This is a genomic window from Citrobacter sp. Cpo148, assembly GCF_030332375.1.
Lineage (GTDB): Bacteria > Pseudomonadota > Gammaproteobacteria > Enterobacterales > Enterobacteriaceae > Citrobacter > Citrobacter portucalensis.
The window spans coordinates 372,958-394,191 of sequence record NZ_JAOWHY010000034.1; the positions used below are offsets into that span (position 1 = coordinate 372,958).

24 protein-coding genes and 1 riboswitch are annotated in these 21,234 nt (G+C 52.4%); of the genes, 4 read left to right on the forward strand and 20 right to left on the reverse strand.

Annotated features, from left to right (window positions below; all coding sequences use genetic code 11):
* Positions 1–46: 46 nt before the first annotated feature.
* From OGY10_RS03535 to pduA, 20 genes are read right to left on the reverse strand one after another with little or no spacing between them, the layout of a single operon-like run.
* Complete coding sequence (locus tag OGY10_RS03535) at positions 47–1,261, reverse strand: acetate/propionate family kinase (RefSeq protein WP_191227055.1); 1,215 nt, start codon at positions 1,259–1,261, stop codon at positions 47–49.
* Positions 1,246–1,698 carry a propanediol utilization protein PduV gene (gene pduV / locus OGY10_RS03540; RefSeq protein ID WP_191227056.1) on the reverse strand — a complete coding sequence of 151 codons (453 nt, stop codon included), beginning with the start codon at positions 1,696–1,698 and terminating at the stop codon, positions 1,246–1,248. The genes OGY10_RS03535 and pduV overlap by 16 nt, the downstream gene beginning before the upstream one ends.
* A 4-nt stretch (positions 1,699–1,702) precedes the next feature.
* Positions 1,703–2,053 carry a propanediol utilization microcompartment protein PduU gene (gene pduU / locus OGY10_RS03545; protein WP_008785151.1) on the reverse strand — a complete coding sequence of 117 codons (351 nt, stop codon included), beginning with the start codon at positions 2,051–2,053 and terminating at the stop codon, positions 1,703–1,705.
* Positions 2,053–2,607: a propanediol utilization microcompartment protein PduT gene (gene pduT, locus OGY10_RS03550; protein WP_057101331.1), complete on the reverse strand. Its 555-nt coding sequence runs from the start codon at positions 2,605–2,607 to the stop codon at positions 2,053–2,055. The genes pduU and pduT overlap by 1 nt, the downstream gene beginning before the upstream one ends.
* A gap of 2 nt (positions 2,608–2,609) precedes the next feature.
* Positions 2,610–3,965: a cobalamin reductase PduS gene (pduS, locus tag OGY10_RS03555; RefSeq protein ID WP_191227057.1), complete on the reverse strand. Its 1,356-nt coding sequence runs from the start codon at positions 3,963–3,965 to the stop codon at positions 2,610–2,612.
* The gene (locus OGY10_RS03560) at positions 3,962–5,074 is read right to left on the reverse strand and encodes a 1-propanol dehydrogenase PduQ (protein WP_125363435.1); all 1,113 of its coding nucleotides are present in this window, start codon (positions 5,072–5,074) and stop codon (positions 3,962–3,964) included. Before OGY10_RS03560 ends, pduS begins: the two co-directional genes overlap by 4 nt.
* A 10-nt stretch (positions 5,075–5,084) precedes the next feature.
* Entirely contained in the window at positions 5,085–6,470 is a 1,386-nt protein-coding gene (pduP, locus tag OGY10_RS03565) for a CoA-acylating propionaldehyde dehydrogenase PduP (RefSeq protein ID WP_032943900.1), read from the reverse strand.
* The gene (gene pduO / locus OGY10_RS03570; RefSeq protein ID WP_079935272.1) at positions 6,467–7,474 is read right to left on the reverse strand and encodes a two-domain cob(I)yrinic acid a,c-diamide adenosyltransferase PduO; all 1,008 of its coding nucleotides are present in this window, start codon (positions 7,472–7,474) and stop codon (positions 6,467–6,469) included. The genes pduP and pduO overlap by 4 nt, the downstream gene beginning before the upstream one ends.
* Before the next feature lie 8 nt (positions 7,475–7,482).
* Positions 7,483–7,758, reverse strand: a complete 276-nt coding sequence (locus OGY10_RS03575) for a EutN/CcmL family microcompartment protein (RefSeq protein WP_003030211.1) — start codon at positions 7,756–7,758, stop codon at positions 7,483–7,485.
* A gap of 3 nt (positions 7,759–7,761) precedes the next feature.
* Entirely contained in the window at positions 7,762–8,253 is a 492-nt protein-coding gene (gene pduM / locus OGY10_RS03580; protein WP_174771383.1) for a microcompartment protein PduM, read from the reverse strand.
* Positions 8,250–8,882: a phosphate propanoyltransferase gene (locus tag OGY10_RS03585; protein ID WP_191227058.1), complete on the reverse strand. Its 633-nt coding sequence runs from the start codon at positions 8,880–8,882 to the stop codon at positions 8,250–8,252. The genes pduM and OGY10_RS03585 overlap by 4 nt, the downstream gene beginning before the upstream one ends.
* Positions 8,882–9,346: a BMC domain-containing protein gene (locus OGY10_RS03590; RefSeq protein ID WP_191227059.1), complete on the reverse strand. Its 465-nt coding sequence runs from the start codon at positions 9,344–9,346 to the stop codon at positions 8,882–8,884. The genes OGY10_RS03585 and OGY10_RS03590 overlap by 1 nt, the downstream gene beginning before the upstream one ends.
* A gap of 24 nt (positions 9,347–9,370) precedes the next feature.
* A complete protein-coding gene (pduJ, locus tag OGY10_RS03595) occupies positions 9,371–9,646 on the reverse strand; it encodes a propanediol utilization microcompartment protein PduJ (protein WP_001057752.1) in 276 nt (91 codons plus the stop codon).
* Positions 9,647–9,665: 19 nt separating this feature from the next.
* Positions 9,666–10,016 carry a glycerol dehydratase reactivase beta/small subunit family protein gene (locus OGY10_RS03600; RefSeq protein WP_003834139.1) on the reverse strand — a complete coding sequence of 117 codons (351 nt, stop codon included), beginning with the start codon at positions 10,014–10,016 and terminating at the stop codon, positions 9,666–9,668.
* Positions 10,006–11,838, reverse strand: a complete 1,833-nt coding sequence (locus OGY10_RS03605; RefSeq protein ID WP_286576286.1) for a diol dehydratase reactivase subunit alpha — start codon at positions 11,836–11,838, stop codon at positions 10,006–10,008. The genes OGY10_RS03600 and OGY10_RS03605 overlap by 11 nt, the downstream gene beginning before the upstream one ends.
* A 15-nt stretch (positions 11,839–11,853) precedes the next feature.
* The gene (pduE, locus tag OGY10_RS03610; protein ID WP_003030243.1) at positions 11,854–12,372 is read right to left on the reverse strand and encodes a propanediol dehydratase small subunit PduE; all 519 of its coding nucleotides are present in this window, start codon (positions 12,370–12,372) and stop codon (positions 11,854–11,856) included.
* A 14-nt stretch (positions 12,373–12,386) separates the two neighbouring features.
* Positions 12,387–13,061: a propanediol dehydratase medium subunit PduD gene (gene pduD / locus OGY10_RS03615; RefSeq protein ID WP_003834131.1), complete on the reverse strand. Its 675-nt coding sequence runs from the start codon at positions 13,059–13,061 to the stop codon at positions 12,387–12,389.
* Positions 13,062–13,071: 10 nt separating this feature from the next.
* Positions 13,072–14,736 (reverse strand): propanediol dehydratase large subunit PduC, encoded by a 1,665-nt coding sequence (pduC, locus tag OGY10_RS03620; protein WP_286576287.1) that lies wholly within the window; start codon positions 14,734–14,736, stop codon positions 13,072–13,074.
* 18 nt (positions 14,737–14,754) lie between these two features.
* Complete coding sequence (gene pduB / locus OGY10_RS03625) at positions 14,755–15,567, reverse strand: propanediol utilization microcompartment protein PduB (protein ID WP_003834129.1); 813 nt, start codon at positions 15,565–15,567, stop codon at positions 14,755–14,757.
* The gene (pduA, locus tag OGY10_RS03630) at positions 15,567–15,848 is read right to left on the reverse strand and encodes a propanediol utilization microcompartment protein PduA (protein WP_003030255.1); all 282 of its coding nucleotides are present in this window, start codon (positions 15,846–15,848) and stop codon (positions 15,567–15,569) included. Before pduA ends, pduB begins: the two co-directional genes overlap by 1 nt.
* A gap of 525 nt (positions 15,849–16,373) precedes the next feature.
* Here pduA and pduF point away from each other — a divergent pair.
* The 4 genes from pduF to cbiB all read left to right on the forward strand — a co-directional run bounded on the left by pduF (position 16,374) and on the right by cbiB (position 21,229).
* On the forward strand, positions 16,374–17,183 hold the full coding sequence (gene pduF, locus OGY10_RS03635) for a propanediol diffusion facilitator PduF (RefSeq protein ID WP_086550129.1): 810 nt from the start codon (positions 16,374–16,376) through the stop codon (positions 17,181–17,183).
* A gap of 203 nt (positions 17,184–17,386) precedes the next feature.
* Positions 17,387–18,298: a transcriptional regulator PocR gene (gene pocR / locus OGY10_RS03640; protein WP_191227061.1), complete on the forward strand. Its 912-nt coding sequence runs from the start codon at positions 17,387–17,389 to the stop codon at positions 18,296–18,298.
* A 332-nt stretch (positions 18,299–18,630) separates the two neighbouring features.
* Positions 18,631–18,805: riboswitch (cobalamin riboswitch) on the forward strand.
* An 88-nt stretch (positions 18,806–18,893) separates the two neighbouring features.
* Complete coding sequence (locus OGY10_RS03645) at positions 18,894–20,273, forward strand: cobyrinic acid a,c-diamide synthase CobB (RefSeq protein ID WP_079935269.1); 1,380 nt, start codon at positions 18,894–18,896, stop codon at positions 20,271–20,273.
* Positions 20,270–21,229, forward strand: coding sequence for an adenosylcobinamide-phosphate synthase CbiB (gene cbiB / locus OGY10_RS03650; RefSeq protein WP_191227062.1), 960 nt, complete (start codon positions 20,270–20,272; stop codon positions 21,227–21,229). Before OGY10_RS03645 ends, cbiB begins: the two co-directional genes overlap by 4 nt.
* Positions 21,230–21,234 lie beyond the last annotated feature (5 nt).

The following is a 21,234-nucleotide window of genomic DNA, read 5'->3' on the forward strand; positions in this document are numbered from 1 at the left end:
GATCGCGCTATTACCATGATTTGCCGCAATTTGCGGTGCGGCAGTATTATGCAGGAATGCCCAATGTCACAGTTTCAGATATCGCTAAACGCATAACGTCTTGCGCAATCATCAGCTCTTCATTGGTATTAATCACCGCTACTTTGACCATCGCATTTTCCGTCTGAATGAAGGTGGCATTACGCTGATTTTTTTCCTCATCAACGGCCAGCCCTAGGAAATTCAGGTTACGACAAATCGCAGTGCGCGCCCGTGCGGAGTTTTCGCCAATACCACCGGTAAACACCAGGGCATCCAGACCGCCCATCTGCATAATATAGCTACCAATGGTGGCACGAATGCGCTCAGCAAAAAGCGTCAACGCCAGCGCCGCCTGGTGATTGCCCGTATCTGCGGCATGTTCAACGTCGCGGTAGTCAGGTGAGATGCCAGAAACACCGAGCAATCCGGACTCATTGTTGAGCAATTGGTTGAGCTGCTGCGGTGTTTTGCCTTCTCGCAGGGCAATCCACGGTAAAATGGACGGATCGATATCGCCACTTCGCGTGCCCATCATCACGCCAGACTGCGGCGTAAAGCCCATTGACGTATTCACCGATTGTCCGCCTTTGATGGCGCAGATGCTGCTGCCGTTGCCCAGATGACAACAAACAACGCGCAGGGCGCTGAGTGGTACACCCAGTTTTTCAGCAAGCTGTGAGCTAACGTATTTGTGGCTGGTACCATGAAAACCATAGCGACGAATACCCAACTCTGCATAGTAACGCCAGGGCAGGGGATAGATGAAAGAAGGCTCATCAAGCGTTTGATGAAAGGCGGTGTCGAACACCGCAACGGCTGGTGTTTTGGGCAATAGCTGGCGGAATACCGCGATCCCCAACGCATTTACCGGGTTATGCAGAGGGGCCAGTTCCGCGAGTCGCTCGATTTCTGCCAGCGTTTCATCAGTTACCAGCGCGGAGTCTTTAAAAGATTCTCCGCCGTGCGCGACGCGATGACCCACGCCGTCGATCTCTTCCAGACTGTTGATAATGTGGTGGTTGAGCAGTTTTTCCAGGAGCAACGTTACGGCTTCACGGTGATCGGCTACGGGCAAAGTCTCCTGCCATTTCTGCGCTGGCGTTTTTAGGGTGACCTGCGCATCAGACAAACCGATACGTTCAATCAACCCCTGACAGATCATTTCACCCTGCGGCATCGCCAGTAGTTGAAATTTAAGCGAGGAACTACCTGCATTAATGGCCATTATTTTGTGAGACATGAAGGTTCCTTTGCATTCAGAAAAATGAACATCTCATCGACCCCAGTATTCTCCAGCGCGCTGGTGACAAATACTTTTTGCGCGCCAGCCTGAACTAACCAACTCTCCACAAGAGAAATACGCTGCGGATTGGCTAAATCGGCTTTGGTAACGAGGCCAATAACGGGTCGGTTCATTGGTCCGGTAAAACCGGGAGAAAATGGTGACCACGGCGCGTTAGCATTGAGTACCAGCGCAATAATGTCTGCTTCACAGGCGCTGGCCAGCAGCGCACTGTACAGGCAGCGGTTCTCAAGATATTCACCCGGTGTGTCTATTGTCGTAGGAGACCAGACTATGGCCTGAGTCTTCTGGTAGTGAAGCGCCTCTCCCCGCATGCACTGCGTGAGCGACGTTTTACCGCACTGGCTGGGGCCAATTAGCATGATACGTTTCATGAGATTACGTCCGGGTGATGGGACACGCGGTAAAACGCATCATTTCGCCGAGCGTTCGGGTTACCTGTTTCAGCGCGTACTCAACGGCGGAAACATCACCCGTCAGTACCACCGCGCCGGTAAACCGGTCGAGAAAACCAATCTCTACCGCCCCTGATTTCGTGGCGATATCACAGGCGATGATTGAGGCTTCGCTGGGGGTAATTGTCAGAATACCGATTGCGGAAACCGCATCTGGTAATCCCAGCTTCTTGAACAAATCTTTACCTGGATTAGCAATAAGATGCGCCAGCGTGACCTGTTTGCCTGGTACATATTCCTGAATCATTCGATCCGTGGTGGGTTGTCTTTCCATTATCCCTCCACCATTTGTCGCCACATGCTTTCATGCGGGCGAGGTATGACCGAGCGGTAAACCAGCAGGCCTTTTTCACCCGCACTTTCACTGGCAACCGTCACTGCGTTATTCACATCGGATACATCGCCAGCAACGACCATGTAGCACTTGCCGCCAATACCAAATGCCATATGGACGCGTACCAGCGTGACGTTGGAGGCTTTAACCGCCCGGTCGGCGGCGCAGATGCAGGCAGCAACGCTCCATGTTTCGACAATACCAACAGCCTGACGCTTATCCACGCTGTTTAGTCCGCTGATTGCGGGGAGTACGCTGGCATGAATGCTGGGGAGTACCAGACTGTCAACGAGCATATCGCCAGCAAGAGATGTTCCAGTGGCAATCGCCTGTTGTACGGCACCTACGTCACCACCGAGCATGAGTAGAAATTTTCCCGGGCAGATGGTCTTGCTGACGAGTAAATTCACATTCGCGCTTTTTAACATGGCATCACCAGCTTCCATCCCTTTGGCAATGCTGGTGAGTTCTAAAATCCCTATAGCCTGAGACATGATTAACCTCTAATTACCGTGATAGATTGCTCAGTGATTTCGCTGACAATACCGTCAATGCTGGCGTGAACAGGCGCGCCTAATGCACCGGACGGCACATCGGCAACGCATTGACCGCGAACAACGCGTTCGCCTTGTTCTACACATGGGATGGCGCTGGCACCAATATGCTGGCGTAACAACAGCGTCGTTTTATCTGTGGAATAATCAGTCTCAGCCAGTGGCGCATCGTGATACCAGTCGCTAAGACCCAGTTTGGTAATAAGGCGCTTAACCGGGATCAGCCGGTACTTCGCCATTTCATCCTCAGGATTTAGCGGCCCTTCATAACGATGGTTGAGTGCCCGCAGCTCGCGTTTCAGCATACGGTTGATGCGCATCGGTGAAATCCCAACCGGGCAGGCTACGCTTTCACACACGTTACATTCTGAACAGGTCAGGGCCGTGAGCAGCAGTTGCGGTGTGGCCGCCTGCTGATAATTAACCGCACGAACCAACAGGTGCGGGGATAATTCATGGCCGATCAAATGCCTTGGGCACAAATCCGTACACAAACGGCACTGCTCGCAAACGGTTTTTGCTACAGAAAGCACGGTGCGTTCATCCTGCATCCGCCGCTGAATTAACGCATGAGACTTAGGCAAAACCAGCAGGCCCCCGGTGGTCTTGCTTACGGGGGTATCCAGTGAAGTAATCAGGCCGCCCATCATCGGACCACCGTTAATAAAGCCGGGATCGTCAACGGTTGCGCCACCGGCCAGCGCCAGAACGTCACGTAAAGACATTCCGATAGGGACATTGAGTGTGATGGGACTGGCGACTGCGCCGTTAACAGTCAGGGTACGACGCGTAACGGGGTACTGCTGCTCAACTGCTCTCGCGATGTTGAGCACGGTCTGGACGTTATTGACCACCACACCGACGCTGACTGGCAGCGCGGCAGGCGGAACTCTCCGACCTGTTGCCATCCAGATGGTCAGAACCTCGTCACCAGCCGGGTAGACATCAGGCAAAATATGTAAGCGGATCCCGGCAGGTAGAAGGGGCGTTAATGCATTGATAGCACCTTGGTATTTCTCCTTGAGCGCAATAATTCCGGCACTGGCTCCCGTCGCCGTCATGGCATATTGAACGCCGCGGATAAGTCGCTCAGCCTGGACGGCCATCAACTGCTGGTCAACTTTCAGCATTGGCTCACATTCAGCCGCATTGACCAGAAAGGTATCGACCTGCGCCTGTAATTTTACGTGAGCAGGAAAGCCTGCGCCTCCGGCTCCGACAACACCCGCTGCGCGAACGCGTTCGCGAATGGTCTGCGCATCATAAAGCGTGGACTCTGCCGTCATGGCTGTCTTCATAATAATTCCTCAAGCAGTTCCTGCATGGCACTGGCATCGGCAACACGAGGATTGGTTTGCAGCGTGACGTCAGCCAGCGCGGCCTGAACCATCGATGGGATACGTTGTGACCAGACTTGCTTTCCGTCTTTAAGCGCGTCAACGAAAGAAGGTAACGTACACTGTTTTTTGAGAAGCTCAATTTGATGAATGAGCGCATTCAGCGCAGCCGTATCGTTCGCATTATCCGGGCATAAATGGCAGGCTTTAGCAAAACGGGCATAGCGCTTCGCAGCTCGCGGATCGCGGGAATTAAAATAAATGACATGGGTCAGCAGCAGCGCATTGGCAAGTCCATGCGGCAGATGAAACTGACCACCCAATTGATGGGCAATCGCATGATTGATCCCCAGTCCAGCCTGACTAAATGCCATTCCCGCGAGCGTTGATGCATTGTGCATTTTCCCCCTGGTTGCCAGACAGTCGCCTTTGCTGACGGCGACAGGCAGGTACTGGAAGACGATTTGAGCGGCTTTTTCAGCCAGTGCGTCTGTGAAGTCGCTGGCCTTCGTGGACACGTAAGCCTCCAGCGCATGCGTTAACACGTCCATGCCGGTATTCGCGGTGATGGCAGGTGGTACGCTGACGACCAACGTTGGATCAAGGATGGCCATGTCCGGGTAAAGCGCATTATTAAACAATGGATATTTAATGCCTTTATCCGGATCGCTAATCACGCAGGCACTGGTTACCTCGGAGCCTGTGCCGCTGGTGGTGGGAATTGCGACACAGGTTTCAATTTCAATACCGAACTGTCGGCTGAACCAGACGATGGCTTTTGCGGCGTCCAGTGCTGAGCCGCCACCAAAACCCATCACGACGTCCGGTCGCAGGGACTGCATTTGTGCAATCCCTTGTACTACCGTGCCGATGGTGGGATCGGGGGTGATATCGCTGAAAATGCTGATGCGGTTATCCGCTGGCAGAGCGTTGCGCAGCTTTTCAATCAGGGGAGAACGCGCGAGAAAACCATCGCAGATAATCCAGATATGCTTATTCGTGAAGCGCTTGAGCACATCCAGACTTCCCTGGCCGCTGTACAATCGAGTTTGCAGTGAAAAGCTTTTCATAACGGCCCCATTAGCGAATAGAAAAACCGTTTGTCAGCACGCAACGACGAGAGCGTGCGAAAGTGCGCGCAGATGTTGTTCCTTCACCGGTTGGCGTCGCAATAGTGAAGGTTGTAAAACCTTCACCACCAACGCCGATCCCGGCGTAAGAGGGGCCATTTTTCACAAAGATGGAGGTCTGAAGCGTGCGCGCGGCAAGGTTCAAACGTGACACATTTTGCGAATGCATAATGGCGGTGTGATGCAATCCCTCTTCAACTTTCAGGGCCAACGTTAATGCACTGTCAAAATCGCTCACCGTTACGACGGGGAGCATTGGCATCAATTGCTCGCTGGTAACCCACGGGTCGTCAGCCTTGACGATGCCTGTCAGTAATCGAGGTGCTTTTGCCGGAACAGGTATTCCTGCTGCTTCCAGTAAGGTTGCCGGGCTTTTACCCACCAGTTTTTTATTGGCTATGCCTTCTGGTAGACAGACAGCGCGCAGTTTGTCTACCTCTTCGCTATTGAGAAGCATCGCACCAAAAGACTGCATCTGTTGAACCAGTCGTTCGGCAACGGCATCAACAACAATCAGGCTCTTCTCGGCAATGCAGGGGAGGTTGTAATCAAAGGATGCGCCATTGATGATATCTTCCGCCGCCTTAACCAGATCGGCCGTTTCATCAACAATGCAGGGTGGATTTCCTGCGCCTGCGCCGATGACTTTTTTCCCGCTTTTCATGCCCATAGCAACAATGCCAGGGCCACCGGTAATCGCCAGAACTGCGATTTTAGGGTGCGCCATCATCTGCTGGGTAGCCTCAAAAGTGGGTTCTGTGACCGTGACGACAAGATTACGAATTCCGCAGCAACGGAAAGCAATATCTTCGATCATGGCAATCAGCTTGAGTGAAACCTTTTTAGCACCCGGATGCGGACTGAAGTAAACGCTATTCCCTGCCGCCAGCATGCTGATGCTGTTGTTAATAATGGTCTCTGTCGGGTTAGTACTGGGGGCGACAGAACCAATCACGCCAAATGGGGAATACTCGAATAACACCATGCCGCCATCGCCGGTTAACGCCGTGGTGGTGAGATCTTCGATACCCGGAGTGTTGTCCAGCGCGGCTTTATTTTTAAGGAACTTATCCTCTTTGTTGCCCATCCCCGTTTCGGCAGCGCTCTCAGCGGCCAGTGAAGCAAGATGAGGCGTCAGTTCTTCGCGTAGGGCGTTTATGATGGCGCTGCGGGTTTTCAATGGACATTGCTGGTAACGCAGAAAAGCCTGATGCGCTGCATCGATAGCTTCGCCAACGGACGGAAAAATACCGTTACCCTGAACTTCTGTTTTTGCCGGGGCGAGTTGCTCACTCAAAATGTTACGAATAAGGGTTTCAAGTTCTGAAGTATTCATTGATGTGTTCTCACGTTAATCGCCGCAATGGCCGTTTCTGCAATGTCCATATCCTGTTCAACGCTTCCTCCGCTGATGCCAAGACCCCCGAGGAGTAAACCCTCACGCCATAATGCGTATCCGCCACCGAAGGTGACGACTTTTCCCTGCATATGGCTTTCCAGACCGTAAAGCGCAGCGCCGGGTTGCACTGCCGATGTCAGCTCATGTGTGGCGGTTTTCATCGCCACGGCAGTCCAGGCTTTTTTGGGTGCCAGTTCGCTACTCACGAGTAAAGCGTCAGGCATGCGCCAGGCCACCATTTGGGTCCCGTTCGCATCAACAATGCTTATGACGACCGGAACCTGAAGTTCTTCTGCTCTCGTCACCGCAGCGCGAGTGAGTTGGTGGAGCTCCTGAAAAGACAGAGACATAGTCGGCTCCTTTATGGCTGGTGCTTGAACGGCAGCGAGATAGCGCTCAGCCACTTTCTGAATGATGTCGTTTTGATGGGCGTCATGATCTTCTGCTCGTGCAAGCGCATATAAGCAGTCGGACAGGCGATTGATATAACGCATCAGCACGTGTCTGACGGATATCTCGGTGGAGAGCTCGACCAGTCGTCTCTCTGCGCGGCGTGCCAGCGTACGGGCAAAGTGCAGTCGGCTGGCGGCTTCGCTGCGGCCAGGTAGAATAAAGCTGCGCAGGGGCGGTACTCTTCCCATTGCGGTATCGATGGCCGCTTCCAGTGCCGCAATTTCTTCTGAGCTGATGTAGCGCTGCTCTGGCGTTGGTTCTTCGCTTTCGCTTGCCAGTTCGGCGCTGAACCAAAAAAGCTGCAGCTGGATATTCTCAAGTAACTGCCGGTGCTGCGGGTTTTTCGCTGCACAAATGCACAGACTTAGCGCCGCATTCAGTTCGTCCAGCGTACCGTAGGCTTCCACGCGTGGATGCGTTTTGCTTACGCGCTGACCGGTAAAGAGGGCTGTTGTTCCGGCATCACCAGTGCGGGTATAAATCGCCATAATTCCTCCTAACGAGAAAGCGTGTCGACAATGCCGACGATAGCCAGATCGATGGCCTCGTTAGGGCCAGAAAAAACGTGTCTGGCGCTGGATCCGCTGCTGAGTAATACCAGTTCGCCGGTCCCTGCGCCGACAGAATCAACAGCGACTTCATCTCCACTCACCGGGGATGCAGGAAGCTCTCCGTCAGCACTTACCCGACGTACCAGCAACAGTTTTTTTCCCACCAGTGATGGGGATTTTTGCGTGGAAACCACAACGCCTGTAACCCGGGCCAGATGCATAGCTCACTCCTGCTTAATTAGTTGGACATTTCGCAGACTGACTGCTTCCTGAGCCAGAGCCGTCACAACACACCGACGGCGCAACACCAGTACGCCATCCCTTAATTGGGCGACGTCGGCATAGCTGAGAAGCTTCTCAGGATGCAAAAAGATGGTTCGTCCCCGTTCGTCATCGAACTCCAGCGGCAGACGTGCGAGTTTTTTCACGGGGATTGCGGGTAACAATCGGTGTTGTAGTGAAATTTTCACGCGGACTCCGCATGCCAGCGCGTCGTGAATCTTTCCCACCGACATGTTGGCTGGGCAGCCTTCGGCAATTTGCTCCAGTAATGGCAGATCCACTTGCTGGAGAAGGAGCGACGAGTACTGGCAGCATACTGTTCGTGAATCGATTTCCCGTAACTGCGCGACGCTAAGAGTGAGCGTGCTTTCCGCGCGTTTTTTTAATCGGGAAACAACCTCCTCGATAATGCGTTGCAGCAGTTCGTTGTTCATCGTGAGGTCACCAGTGTGGCGAATGCCTGGGGATTATCAGCGCCTGCAGCATTGGCTTCGTCTGTATCAATATGCATTTCGAGGCGCATATCCGGCGAAACGCGTACGGCGACGTTATCGAAAATCAGTCGACGTTCATCGCCATTAATGGCGACCGAAACTTTATCGCCATGGGAAACCCGCAGAATCAGAGCATCGAGCGGCGACATATGGATATGCCGTTGGGCGACGATCACCCCAGATGCTAAGTCCAGTTCAGCAAATGGGCTGACGAGACGAACACCGGGTGTGCCCTGAATATTGCCCGACATCCGCAGCGGAGCAGCAATTCCCAACGTGCGGGCGTCGGTACGAGAAATTTCGACCTGGCTGGTACTGCGCAGCGGGCCGAGTAAACGCACATTTTTTAACTGGCCTTTTGGCCCCACCAGCGTGACAGTCTGCTCTGTTGCATATTGTCCTGGCTGCAACAGCCCTTTTTTCTCACTAATGGGGTGATTGGGAAACAAGCGACCGTAATCTTCAGCGCACAGATGAATATGACGATTAGAGATCCCCAGCGGAATCGGGCGCTCGCGCATTTCATCCAGAACCTTAGCGACAGTGGTCTCCAGTTGCTGTTTATCCATTACGCTTCACCTCGTTTGCCAGAGTGAAGACAAAGCGTGCGCGGCTCGCCTTTTTGACGAGGGCAGGCAGGATCAAGACACAAATTGCAGCTAATCAACTCTGCATCTTGTGGCTCTTCGGGGGCTGCATGGTCCACAAATATCTCTTCATGCGGTACGGCTGGTATGGGTTCGGGCGTTGGCTCAGGCTCCAGGACAACGCTATGCGACAGGATCCCATCCCCGGGTCTGGAAATGACTTTGTGAGCCACCAGTCCATCTCGCTGGTCAGCGAAACTGACACCGGTGGAAATGGCCGCCTGGACGGAGGCCACATCCCCTATTATCTTGATCACCGTCCAGCCTGAGCCGTTGGTTTTTTCGAGGCCCACCAGCGTGATGGAGGCGGCTTTCGCCATGACGTCCGCGCAACTGATGGCTAATGCCAGACCACTAACTTCAAGTAATCCCAGTGATTGCTTCACGCTGTGCTCCTTGGTTGCAACGACTTATGCGGATTTAGGTAAAATGGCTTCAACGTCGCTGTGCGGACGCGGGATAACGTGGCAGGATTTCACCTCACCAACGGCGCTTGCGGCTGCGCTTCCTGCATCTACGGCTGCTTTCACCGCGCCGACATCACCGCGAACCATAACGGTGATAAGGCCAGAGCCGATTTTTTCGTAACCAACCAACTGCACGTTTGCGGATTTCACCATGGCATCAGCGGCTTCAATAGCGCCGACAAGCCCTTTTGTTTCAACCAGTCCCAGTGCGTTATTCATACTGCTTTTCTCCTGTGGGTTATGAGTGGCATTCCCGGAACGGAATGCCTTTAACCAGCCGCGCAGCGTTGTTACCAATGCTGCGGCGATCGTGGCTATTTTGTTGATACGTCAGCGTAAAAAGTGGTGCTGATGTGGGTAAGTTTTTGTAGTGCACGACCAGTTTTTCGCGGCTACAGCCAATACCGACCAGCAATGGAGACTGGCAGGCGGCCAACCATGCGTTGTGGATAACGTCAGTTGAGCTACTCTCCTGAATCACAAAGGGGATCCCTTCTTCTTCAATACCCAGCAGTACGTCATTCCAGACGTCAGCACAGTCAGCACTGGTGAAGATAACGATGGCTGGGGTGGTGAGATTACTTTCCATGAGCGAATGCCTTATGCCAGGAGAGAATCAGTCCTGTCGCAACCGCATTGCGCGGACCTTCGGTACCACGAATGTTGCCGCGCCCGGCAACCAGTCGATAATGCGCCAGAGCATCGGTGACCAGCTGTGGAACTTCAAAGTCCAGAGATGAGCCGCCAACCAGCACCACAAAGGGAATATCCCGAATGTTCCCGGTCGGACTGACCTGACGTAGCGCTCTGAGTGCGTTAGTAACGAAAACGCGCTTCTTGGCGCTTCGACGAATGGCCCGTACTTTCTCCAGCGCCAGTTCACCAGGCAGTGGCACCAGTTCATCGGGTTTCACTACGCACACGCGCGCAAAAACCGTTGGTGGGAGAGGCGTAGGGAAGAACTGAACACTGCCGTCTTCGTGGCGAAGGTGGAACAAGCTCTCAACTTTCGCCAACGGATACTTTTTAATCTCTTCAGCGAGATAACGGTCATCCAGGCCCAGTTCACGGGCAATGATCATCGTGACCATATCGCCTGCGCCTGCCAGGTGCGTGGCAATAATTTCGCCCTTAGGATTGATGATAGAAGCGTCGGTTGAACCCGCGCCGAGATCCAGAATAGCCAGTGGTCGTGTTGTGCCCGGAGTTGTTAAGGCTCCCAGAATGGCAGCTTCGGCTTCGGCCCCGCCAACCTGGACATCAATGTTGAGTTTTTGCGTGATTTCCTGGGCAATCATCGCCATTTGCAGGCGGTCTGATTTCACCATGGAGGCTATGCCGACAGCCTGTTCCAGCGAGAACTCACCGGCAAGTCCACCCGTCACGCTGACGGGAACCGAGGTATCGACCGCCAGCAGATCCTGAATAAAAATTTCATGACTGGGTTTGTTGGTTAATTCAGCCATCGTCTGGCGCACATGCTCCAGCATGCCGCCAATATTGGTGCCAGCTTCTCCGGTCACGTTATCCAGTTTTGGGCATTCACCAACCGCTTTCATAATCGCTTCGGCGCCCGCGGCAACGTCGACCCGTACGGTACGACCCTGAGACTGTAGCTCCAGATTTCCGGCAGGAATCGCTCGCGCTTTCACATCACCTGACGGCGTTTTCACCACCACGGCTGAACGGTTGCCGATCAGCGCCCGTGCCATCGGAACAATGTTTTTAGTCTCATCGGCATTGAGGCCAAAGACAGTTGCAATGCCGTAGGGGTTAGAAAGGGTTTCAATGACCTTTCCTGGTACAGCGACCTCAATGGCAGCCAACATCCCCAACGGGATACGGTCGATATGAAGGACTTCATCGACGATGGGCAGGGGGTGAGTCAGACGATTGCTGACCAACACGCCATCGTCCTGCTGCAAAATAACGCCAGTCAACTGGTATCCGGCACGGACGGAGGCATTAATCATCGTAGCGACATCGGCGAAATCAAATGCCGATGACACCACCAAAATATAGGGCGTATCCGCCGGGCGACTGAGAAGGTCTTCCGGCGTAATAGTGACGCCCACGCCTAACCCGACGCCGCCCGGTGTTTTAGGGTTATGGCCGATCATGGTGGATTCAGTGATGATGGTTTCGGTTATTGTTTCCATCGCCACATCGCCAATGACCGGGGTGGCTTCGTTAATACGGATGAGCGAAATATCGCTGACATTGATACCGGCGTTTTTTGCCGCCAGCGTAAGGGCCTCCTGAATGCCAAACACATTACGTAATGTGCCCTTAATTCCGGTGGTTTCTGCCAGCGCGCTGCCGGTGATGCTCAGCACGCCAGACTCATCCAGAGTAGCCAGAGCGACTTCCGTTGATGAGTTGCCTATGTCAATGCCAGCTATATATCGCATGATCCTGTCCCTGAGTTAGTCGTCGCCTTTGAGTTTTTTACGCTCAACGTACAGCGCTGCCGCTTCACGAACGAAAGCTGCACAGATTTTTGCCTGATAACGATTTTCGAGATCGTCGGCGATAGCCATCAGCTCATCTTTTGTTGAGCGGTACGGGCGCAGCGCGTTGTAGATCTCAAGAATGCGATCGTCAGGAACAGCGGTTAGCTCGGCTGCGCGCTCGAAGTTCATCGCCAGCCTGTCACGTCCGGCATCTTTGGCGATTTCCGCCTGCAGGCGCAGTGTTTCAGGGGTGATGCGCATGTCCTGCGCGGTCACTTTGTTGCTCAGAACATTTTCAAGCGTGAAGTCGTCCAGCGTTTTGTTGGTCGCAGTTTTTACCCACTCAGGATGTTTATTCGCGAGAGGGTAATCCGTGACTTTCGCGGTATGTGCTGATGAACTCGCCGCGGGCGGAGTCGCGGACTCGCCTTGCAGGCTGTTCATCCGGCTCAACACATCCCGAACCATCGATTCAATTGCGTCGGTATTCATGGAGGTATCCTTTATCAAAGCGCCACGCGCAGTTCCTGCGGGTTTTTGCCTGTCACAACGTATTTGGTCTCTTTAATGTGCAGAATGGCTGATTTGGCCTGGTACTTAGGACGGGCCATCTGGTCATTCAAAGTAGGGACCGGTTGCGGAGATTCACGCTTGGCATATCGCGCGGCGTTTTTACCGATCTGACGATAGGTTTCCAGCGTCAGAAGCGGTGCCTGAGGGAACAGCTCCAGGTTTGAAAGCGGCGGTAACCCCTGCTGGTGGATAACCGTGGTACCTTTTGACTGGATGCCGATAGAGATCCCGGAACCGCTCAGACGGTTCCCCTCAACGGCGACAAACGCCACATCGGAGGATTTAAAGCAGCGGATAACGCGCGCTTTAATGCCTTCTTCTTCAATACCGGCAATCACTTCGCGCAAGATATTCTTATGCGGGATCCCTACGATATTGACGGTTTGCGAGAGCCCGAACGCCGGCCCTACGGCAATAATCACTTCGTCCTGTTGCTGGCCTTGTTTGGCTTCACCAATCTCGGTCAGAAAGCTGTCTCCCTGTGTCGCCGCAGCCTGAGGTGCGCTTGCCGCTGTAGATGCGCGGAAAGAGACGGGTTTGTCGCTGGTCTGCATTTCAGACAACACATCTTCAATTATCTGGCGCAGCAGTTTTTCATTAATTTCCATTTTTCACCCCTTAGCCAAGCTCGTTGGGATCAAGTGCGCCAGGGATGTTTTTGATCTCTTCCCAGCGTTCGCCTTGCAGGCGATAACCTGTTGCCGGACCGGCATAGTCGTTAACATCATTGACAGCGGATAGCACCTGTCCGTCGCCAACGATAATGGCGGAGGTATGCAGGTAATCCCCGGTTAACTTGGCTTTCTGGATGTTGAGCATGTCCTGAGCGACATCGGTAAATCCGCCCTGAGCTAGGGCTTTCACCACTTCCAGACCGTGACGGTTTTTATTGATGATCTCTTGTGCAAACTTGATGTCTTCAACGATGTTACGTTCCGGCATATCTTTCGAACCGTGGGCGTAAGTCGCAGCTTCCACTTCTTCATCAGTGATTGGTGGTAATCCCATCCCGGCAAAGACGGCCTGCAGCGCACGTGCCGCTTTGTTACGAATGGCGATAACGTCTTCTTCCCGAACCGGGCGCAGACCACCGTCTACTTTCAGATCACGCTGGAGAACGTTGTAGTCGTCAAAATCTTCAGCATCTTCGTTCGAACCCGCAAACATGTTGTCGTAGTTCGGCACCGCGGAATAACCAGAAGAAATGAAGTCAGTACCCGGCAGGAACTGCATCAGCAGACGAGCAGTACGACGCATATCCGAGTGGGTAAAGGTTTGGTCGTTGCTGGAGGCGCATTCCAGATCCAGAGAGGAACAAATCAGGTTTTCAGCCAACACTGCACGAATGCCTGACGGCACGGCGGAAGGGACACCGATGCAGCTTACTGAACCGTTTTGCAGGCCCTGTACGCCCGCAGCTTTGGTGATGTAAATGCAGCGGGCTTCCAGATAAAGCATCGATTTGCCTTCGGCGTAACCCATCTGAACTTCTGAGCCAGAGCCGGAGGTAAAGCGCATTTTCAGACCACGGGAAGCATAGGACGAGGCGAGGAAGCCTTTCGACCATGGCGTGTCATCGCCGTCGGTAAAGACGGGTTCAGTACCATAGACGGAGATGGTTTCCGCGTAGCAGGTGTGGCCTAGCATGCCGAGTTTAAGTTCGGTAGCTTCTTCCAGCGAGCACTGGGTTAATACGCCTGGGCGTCCAACCTGTGAGCCGACTAACAGCGCAATGGCGTTAAATGGCGCATAACGTGCAACGGCAACGGTTGTTTCCTGTTCGTCAAACCCGCGCCATGCGCCTTCAGCGGCATCAGCGGCAATCTGCACCGGGTTATCTTTGACGTTTGTGACGTGCGCTTGTTGAGAGGGTGTACGACGAGCGCGCATTTTCTGCATCGCCATCATCATCTCAACGACGTTCATATGGGACACCACTTCGACAATTTTTGCCGGCGTCATTGCGGTGGTCAGCGGCACTATGTCTTTGCGCTTTACGTTAGGGTCGCAAAGCATATTGGCCAGTTTGACCGAGTCCATCGCCATGACCTCTTCAGCGCGCGCCAGGTTAATGCCATAGCGGGCAATGAAATGGTCGATCAAGTCAAATTCACTGGCGGATTTACCGTCCAGTTCAGTGACTGTACCGTTGACGATTTTAATCGACGGTTTGGGGTCGTTCGGGCTTTCCATCGCAATGAAGCCTTCTTCGATCCACTCCTTAACGAAACCATCCTGATTCACAGGGCGCTTCGCCAGTGCTTCAAATCTTTTCGATCTCATGAATCAGCCTCACTGATATCAGATGTAGGACGGACGATCGTTTTTCGGCTCTGAGCCGAGGGTCCCGAGTACGGTTTTACCGATTTCACGGGCGGAGATAACGGCCTGACGAACAGCGCCAGAGTCACCCGAAATAACCAGAATGGCTTCGTTACTGAAGCTGGTGCCATGGGCAGGGGAGCTGTAGGCCACAACTTCCACGTTGGCGGATTTCAGGGCCGTATCGGCCATCAGGACACCAACAGATGCCGGCGCGCCGACGATAACGCCACAGGCACGGCCAATCGGTGCGCCAAAGGCTTTTTCCAGCGCGTAGCTGGCGCGTGCGGTGTACTGCATTTCGATGTGACCGGCTTCGTTGGCATAAACATCGCCAAAGGTGCGATCAAGTTCTTTCAGTGCGACTTCAATGCCACGTTTCACGTCGGAAACATCGTTGCCACCAAGGATAATCAGCGAGCCATGACCTGCGCCGCCTTTGGTATCACGTGGTAACTCAATACTGACGACTTCAGTATTGGTGGCTTTTACCGCTTCATCGGCGGCCATGATGTGCGGGCCTGCGCCAGTACGGGCACCAAGGATGCCAATGGAGCGATACCGTTTTTCAAGTTTCATTGCGTCCAGTAGGGCGCTGTCTACGTTGGCGATTACCAGACCGACGGTGTCGCCAATCGCGGTACCGACAAACTCCGTTAAACTGCAGCTTTTCTCTGCCATAGCCGTTTCTCGTGTTGGAGGATTATTTTCAGGGATAGCCTGCTGTTCCGGCGTTGCCACGCGAGCAATCACCTGCGCCATGATCTGTTCAACCAGCTCATTGCTGCTCATTAGCTAATTCCCTTCGGTAAGATTTTTTCTACATCGGTATGCGGGCGTGGGATGACGTGTACGGCTTTCACTTCTCCCACATTACGGGCTGCGGCGGCACCTGCATCTGTTGCTGCTTTGACTGCGCCGACATCGCCACGGACAATGACTGTTACCAGCCCCGAACCAATTTTTTCGTAGCCGACCAGCATTACATTGGCTGACTTCACCATTGCATCTGCGGCCTCTATGGCTGCAGTTAAGCCTTTGGTTTCTACCATTCCTAACGCTTCTTGTTGCATAAAGACCTCGCCTGGGTTGTCCCGATTTTCATGACTATAAAAAGAAGCGAGGAAAAAGAATGGCTGAGTTGAAAGTAAGAGTGAAAAAATAGTGGGGTTATGGTGAGATAAAATTGCCATATATCATTATAACAATTTGTTTTTGTTGGTTATTTTTAGTTTAGGTAATGTAACTATTTGGTTATGTTAATTCCATATTTACACTTTTCCGAGTGACAGTTTAAATATCATTTGCTATGCGAGAAAAATGAAATTGTGATGATCGTTTGAAAATGGAATTCTGCTGTTCGCAATATTTTATTATTTTGAAAATGTACTTTTAATAGGGTAAATCCTCGTTTTACCGCCTGCTTTAATAAAGGTGATAGCAAGAATTTGCTATCACAACACGATTTTTAAGGGCATGTCGCTTGCAGATTGCCAACAATTTGCCGATACAGATTTTTATAGTAAGCCTTGAAGTAATCTTCCTGCCAGCAAGGAGTCCGCTGGTAAAGACACGAACTCTGCTTAGAAGGTGTCACAATGAACGATTCACTAAGAGCGCAATGTATTGCTGAGTTTTTGGGTACCGGACTATTTTTGTTTTTTGGTATTGGGTGCCTGAGCGCCCTGAAGGTCGCGGGTGCCAGTTTGGGATTGTGGGAGATCTGCATCATATGGGGCTTGGGGATCTCGCTTGCAGTTTACCTGACAGCCGGGATTTCTGGGGCCCATCTCAATCCTGCTATTACCATCGCACTTTGGTTGTTTGCCTGTTTTCCGGGTCGTAAGGTACTACCTTATTCTGTCGCTCAGATAGCGGGGGCCTTTAGTGGCGCTATGCTGGCCTATTTGTTGTACGGCAGCTTATTTATTGAGTATGAATCAGCCCATCAAATGGTACGCGGTAGTCTGGAAAGCCTGCAACTTGCCAGCATTTTTAGTACGTATCCTGCCGCCGCACTGAGTGTCTGGCAGGCCGCACTGGTCGAAGTGGTGATTACCTCCATTCTGATGGGGATGATTATGGCGCTAACGGATGACGGTAACGGTGTTCCCAAAGGCCCGTTAGCACCACTGCTGATTGGTATTCTGGTTGCTGTTATCGGCGCATCAACCGGTCCACTTACCGGTTTTGCGATGAACCCGGCACGTGATTTTGGTCCTAAATTGTTTGCCTGGATGGCCGGGTGGGGTGATGTTGCGATGACCGGGGGGCGTGATATCCCATATTTCATTGTGCCGATTGTGGCACCTATCATCGGCGCCTGTGCGGGCGCAGCAATTTATCGTTATTTTATTGGCAAAAATTTACCGTGTAATTCGTGTAAGCTGGAGGAAAACGAGAGCTAGCTTCACGAAAGATGTTTATTATTGAAAGGTAAAAACTGTTTTCGTGATCCGGTTTCCTGAACGGCTTAAAAAGTCTCCCAACAATGGGAGACTTTTGTTATGTTCAATGCTGACTTTCATCAGAGCGCTGGATCGCGAGATGAAAATGAATGTGTGAATAATATGTTTTATTTATAACAATAAATTAACTGAGAGGTTTTATCATGATTTCTGCGAGTGCCCTGAACTCAGAACTCATTAATAAAATCGCACAGGATTTTGCACAGGCCACCAGTCTGGCTGTTGTGGTTGTCAATATTCACGGTGATGAAATTTCTGAGCTTTTTAATTTCACTCCTTTTTGCCAGTTGATGCGCCAGCATCCTCAGCATAGTACGCGTTGTCGTATGAGCGACCGCTGTGGAGGGTTGGAAGCCTCTAAATCCGATCAACCCTGCATTTATCGCTGCCATGCCGGGCTTACCGATTTCTCAATTCCGCTGGTCATCGCGGGACACCTGGTAGGGTTCGTGCTTTGTGGACAAGTACGCTTAAGTAACGATGTAGGCCTCGTTGATATTCTGAACGTCGATGATCGCTGGCAAGCCGATCCCGAACTGGTCAACGAGTTCCGTAATGTACCTGAAATGGACTATTCTCGCGTCATTGCTTCAGCGGATTTACTCAAGCTCATCGTCGAAAATTGCCTTAAGAAACAACTTAATTTTGTTGTTATCAAAGATAACCCGCAGCAGTCAGAGCCGGTACGCGCTAACCGTAGTACCAAGCCTCATGACAGTAAAATGAAAAAAGCCCTGCGCTATATTGATGCACATTTATCAGACGATCTACGTCTGGAAGATGTTGCCTCTCATGTTTTCCTTAGCCCGTACTATTTCAGCAAATTGTTCAAAAAATATCAGGGTATTGGTTTTAATGCATGGGTAAACCAGCAAAGAATGGCCAGTGCCAAAGAGCTGCTTTGTCACAGTGACTGGAGTATAGCCAGCATTGCGCGTAATTTAGGCTTTTCGCAAACAAGTTATTTTTGCAAAGTTTTCCGCCAGACCTATCAGGTTACGCCGCAGGCATTTCGCCAGCAAATAAATGTCATTTCACGCGGTGAATCCGCTTAAATAGCAATATTTTGCTATTGCCGATTTTTGATATCGGGCGCTATGTCAGTCATTATAAAATGAAATGTGACAACAGCAGTCAATAAATTGTCATAGCGCAACAAAATAATGGTATTAGAGGGATAAACTGCACCAGTTTTTATTTTTGTGATGAGATACAGTGTCTGTGTGAATGACTTTCTTTATTCTTAGCTGATACTTTCATTCAAAAAGTGAACGTGTGAATAAGTGGGTTAAGGCCAGAAAATTGGTTGAATGAACTCGGAAAGATATTAAATTGAATTATTGTCATGAGGTCGTGAATTTACCTCATAACAGAGAGCTTAATTAACCAGGCTCTTGAACTGACAGGTTTGCCACATTTGTGGTAGGGAAGGGGGTGAGAATCCCCCGCAGCCCCCGCTGCTGTGATGCTGACGACCCCGTATGGACCACTGATCGCAAGATTGGGAAGGACGGGTGAGGATGACGCTAAGCCAGAAGACCTGCCTGTCAGTGACTACCAACAACTTCGGTGGGAAGTGGGTGGTTCAGATGCATACAGTCGAGAGACTGGGTATCTCTACACCCCTACCACCCTGAACAGGATCAGGGTATGGCGGCCAATTTTCACGCATTTGTTCTTGCAGGTACCGGAAGCGGCTGTGGTAAAACCACGGTGACGCTGGGCTTGTTGAGCTTGTTGAAAAAACGCGGTTTGCGCGTCCAGCCTTGCAAAGTAGGTCCTGATTACCTTGATACCGGCTGGCATACAGCGGTATGCGGTACCGCTTCCCGCAATCTTGATAGCTTCATGCTTCCCGTCCCCACGCTGAACGCTCTATTCAACGAGCAGATGCAACATGCGGATATCGCCGTTATTGAAGGTGTTATGGGGCTGTATGACGGCTATGGTACCGACCCAAACTACTGCAGCACCGCCGCGATGGCTAAACAGTTAGGCTGTCCGGTCATCTTACTGGTTGATGGCAAAGCCGTTTCCACTTCAATCGCCGCAACGGTAATGGGTTTTCAGCATTTTGATCCCACCCTGAACATCGCCGGGGTTATTGTTAATCGGGTTAACAGCGAAACTCATTACCAGTTACTGAAAGTCGCAATCGAACGTTACTGCGATGTACCCGTCTTGGGCTACGTACCCCGTATGGATGGGGTTGCCCTTCCCGAACGTCATCTGGGTTTAGTAACCGCACGTGAGTCGGTTATCAATCAGCAACCGTGGCAGGCTTTTGCCGCGACGCTGGAGCAAACCCTTGATATCGACGCGCTTCTGACATTAAGCCAGTCAACCAATCTTCCTGCTGGCGAATGGCCCGCGCTTCCTGCCGCAGACGCCGGAGCAGGGCTAACGGTTGCCATTGCCGATGACGAAGCCTTCAACTTCTACTACCCGGATAACATTACGCTGCTGGAACGTACGGGGCTTAAAGTTGTCCGTTTTAGCCCGTTGCACGACACCTGTTTACCGGACTGTCAGATGATCTGGTTAGGTGGCGGATATCCAGAGCTACACGCTGCGGCGCTGGCTCGCAATGTCTCGATGCTGAATCAACTGCGAGAGGCACATCAACGTGGCGTCGCGATTTATGCAGAGTGCGGCGGGCTGATGTATCTCGGCAGTTCGCTTGAGGACAGCAACGGCGATACCTGGCTGATGGCGGATATCATTCCCGGCCACAGCAAAATGGGGAAACGTCTGACCCGATTTGGCTATTGCGAAGCGCAGGCCGCGCAGCAAACATTGTTAGCTGCAGAAGGCGAAGTGCTGCGCGGACATGAATTCCACTACTCCGATTTTACCCCTGAAACGCCAGCGGTAATGAACTGTCGCAAAGTGCGCGATGGTAAAACGCTGCAAGCCTGGTCCGGCGGCTGGCAGGTCGGAAACACCTTCGCCAGCTATCTACACGTTCATTTTGCTCAACGTCCGCAGATGCTTAACCATTGGCTGGCAGCTGCGAGGAGTGCGCTATGACGATCCTTGCGTGGTGTGTTGCCTGGCTGCTTGATTTTATCATCGGCGATCCGCAGAACTGGCCACATCCGGTGCGCTGGATTGGCAATCTGATATCTGCCGTGCAGCGAATTGTTCGGCGTTACTGTCATAGCGACCGTGCGCTGCGCATTGGCGGTGCGGTGATGTGGATTGTGGTGGTTGGTCTGACCTGGGCGGTGTCCTGGGGCGTGCTGGCACTGGCAGAATCTATTCATCCCTGGTTGGGTTGGGTGGTAGAGGTATGGATGATCTTTACCGTGCTGGCCGGACGCTGCCTGGCAAATGCCGCGCAGGATGTCGAACGTCCGCTACGGGCCGGTGACCTTGCTCAGAGTCGGGAAAAATTGTCATGGATTGTGGGGCGTGATACCTCACAGCTGCAACCGCAGCAGATCAATCGCGCGGTGGTGGAAACCGTGGCTGAAAACACCGTAGACGGCATTATCGCGCCGTTGTTCTTTCTCCTCCTCGGCGGTGCGCCCCTGGCGATGGCCTACAAAGCGGTAAACACCCTTGACTCCATGGTGGGCTACAAACATGAAAAATACCGCGCTATTGGTATGGTCAGCGCGCGTCTGGACGATGTCGCGAACTTTATTCCTGCAAGACTGAGCTGGCTGCTGCTGGGCGTGGCGGCATTTTTATGCCGTAAAGACGGCTCGCGAGCTTTACAGATTGGCTGGCGCGATCGCTACAACCATAGCAGCCCAAACTGTGCGTGGTCAGAGGCATCCGTAGCCGGGGCATTAGGCATTCGTCTGGGTGGTCCTAATGACTACTTTGGCGAGCGCGTTGAGAAACCGTGGATCGGTGATGCACAACGCGACATTTCGGTAGACGACATTTCCCATACGATTCGACTGATGTGGGTGGCATCGACGTTGGCACTGGCGCTGTTTATTGCGCTGCGGTGGCTATGGGTCGGTGTAGCCTGAGGACA

Excerpts from the sequence above, each read along its gene's own strand:
- OGY10_RS03535 (WP_191227055.1), bottom strand. The coding sequence starts at position 1,261 with ATGTCTCACAAAATAATGGCCATTAATGCAGGTAGTTCCTCGCTTAAA.
- pduV (WP_191227056.1), bottom strand. The coding sequence starts at position 1,698 with ATGAAACGTATCATGCTAATTGGCCCCAGCCAGTGCGGTAAAACGTCG.
- pduU (WP_008785151.1), bottom strand. The coding sequence starts at position 2,053 with ATGGAAAGACAACCCACCACGGATCGAATGATTCAGGAATATGTACCA.
- pduT (WP_057101331.1), bottom strand. The coding sequence starts at position 2,607 with ATGTCTCAGGCTATAGGGATTTTAGAACTCACCAGCATTGCCAAAGGG.
- pduS (WP_191227057.1), bottom strand. The coding sequence starts at position 3,965 with ATGAAGACAGCCATGACGGCAGAGTCCACGCTTTATGATGCGCAGACC.
- OGY10_RS03560 (WP_125363435.1), bottom strand. The coding sequence starts at position 5,074 with ATGAAAAGCTTTTCACTGCAAACTCGATTGTACAGCGGCCAGGGAAGT.
- pduP (WP_032943900.1), bottom strand. The coding sequence starts at position 6,470 with ATGAATACTTCAGAACTTGAAACCCTTATTCGTAACATTTTGAGTGAG.
- pduO (WP_079935272.1), bottom strand. The coding sequence starts at position 7,474 with ATGGCGATTTATACCCGCACTGGTGATGCCGGAACAACAGCCCTCTTT.
- OGY10_RS03575 (WP_003030211.1), bottom strand. The coding sequence starts at position 7,758 with ATGCATCTGGCCCGGGTTACAGGCGTTGTGGTTTCCACGCAAAAATCC.
- pduM (WP_174771383.1), bottom strand. The coding sequence starts at position 8,253 with ATGAACAACGAACTGCTGCAACGCATTATCGAGGAGGTTGTTTCCCGA.
- OGY10_RS03585 (WP_191227058.1), bottom strand. The coding sequence starts at position 8,882 with ATGGATAAACAGCAACTGGAGACCACTGTCGCTAAGGTTCTGGATGAA.
- pduJ (WP_001057752.1), bottom strand. The coding sequence starts at position 9,646 with ATGAATAACGCACTGGGACTGGTTGAAACAAAAGGGCTTGTCGGCGCT.
- OGY10_RS03600 (WP_003834139.1), bottom strand. The coding sequence starts at position 10,016 with ATGGAAAGTAATCTCACCACCCCAGCCATCGTTATCTTCACCAGTGCT.
- OGY10_RS03605 (WP_286576286.1), bottom strand. The coding sequence starts at position 11,838 with ATGCGATATATAGCTGGCATTGACATAGGCAACTCATCAACGGAAGTC.
- pduE (WP_003030243.1), bottom strand. The coding sequence starts at position 12,372 with ATGAATACCGACGCAATTGAATCGATGGTTCGGGATGTGTTGAGCCGG.
- pduD (WP_003834131.1), bottom strand. The coding sequence starts at position 13,061 with ATGGAAATTAATGAAAAACTGCTGCGCCAGATAATTGAAGATGTGTTG.
- pduC (WP_286576287.1), bottom strand. The coding sequence starts at position 14,736 with ATGAGATCGAAAAGATTTGAAGCACTGGCGAAGCGCCCTGTGAATCAG.
- pduB (WP_003834129.1), bottom strand. The coding sequence starts at position 15,567 with ATGAGCAGCAATGAGCTGGTTGAACAGATCATGGCGCAGGTGATTGCT.
- pduA (WP_003030255.1), bottom strand. The coding sequence starts at position 15,848 with ATGCAACAAGAAGCGTTAGGAATGGTAGAAACCAAAGGCTTAACTGCA.
- pduF (WP_086550129.1), top strand. The coding sequence starts at position 16,374 with ATGAACGATTCACTAAGAGCGCAATGTATTGCTGAGTTTTTGGGTACC.
- pocR (WP_191227061.1), top strand. The coding sequence starts at position 17,387 with ATGATTTCTGCGAGTGCCCTGAACTCAGAACTCATTAATAAAATCGCA.
- OGY10_RS03645 (WP_079935269.1), top strand. The coding sequence starts at position 18,894 with ATGGCGGCCAATTTTCACGCATTTGTTCTTGCAGGTACCGGAAGCGGC.
- cbiB (WP_191227062.1), top strand. The coding sequence starts at position 20,270 with ATGACGATCCTTGCGTGGTGTGTTGCCTGGCTGCTTGATTTTATCATC.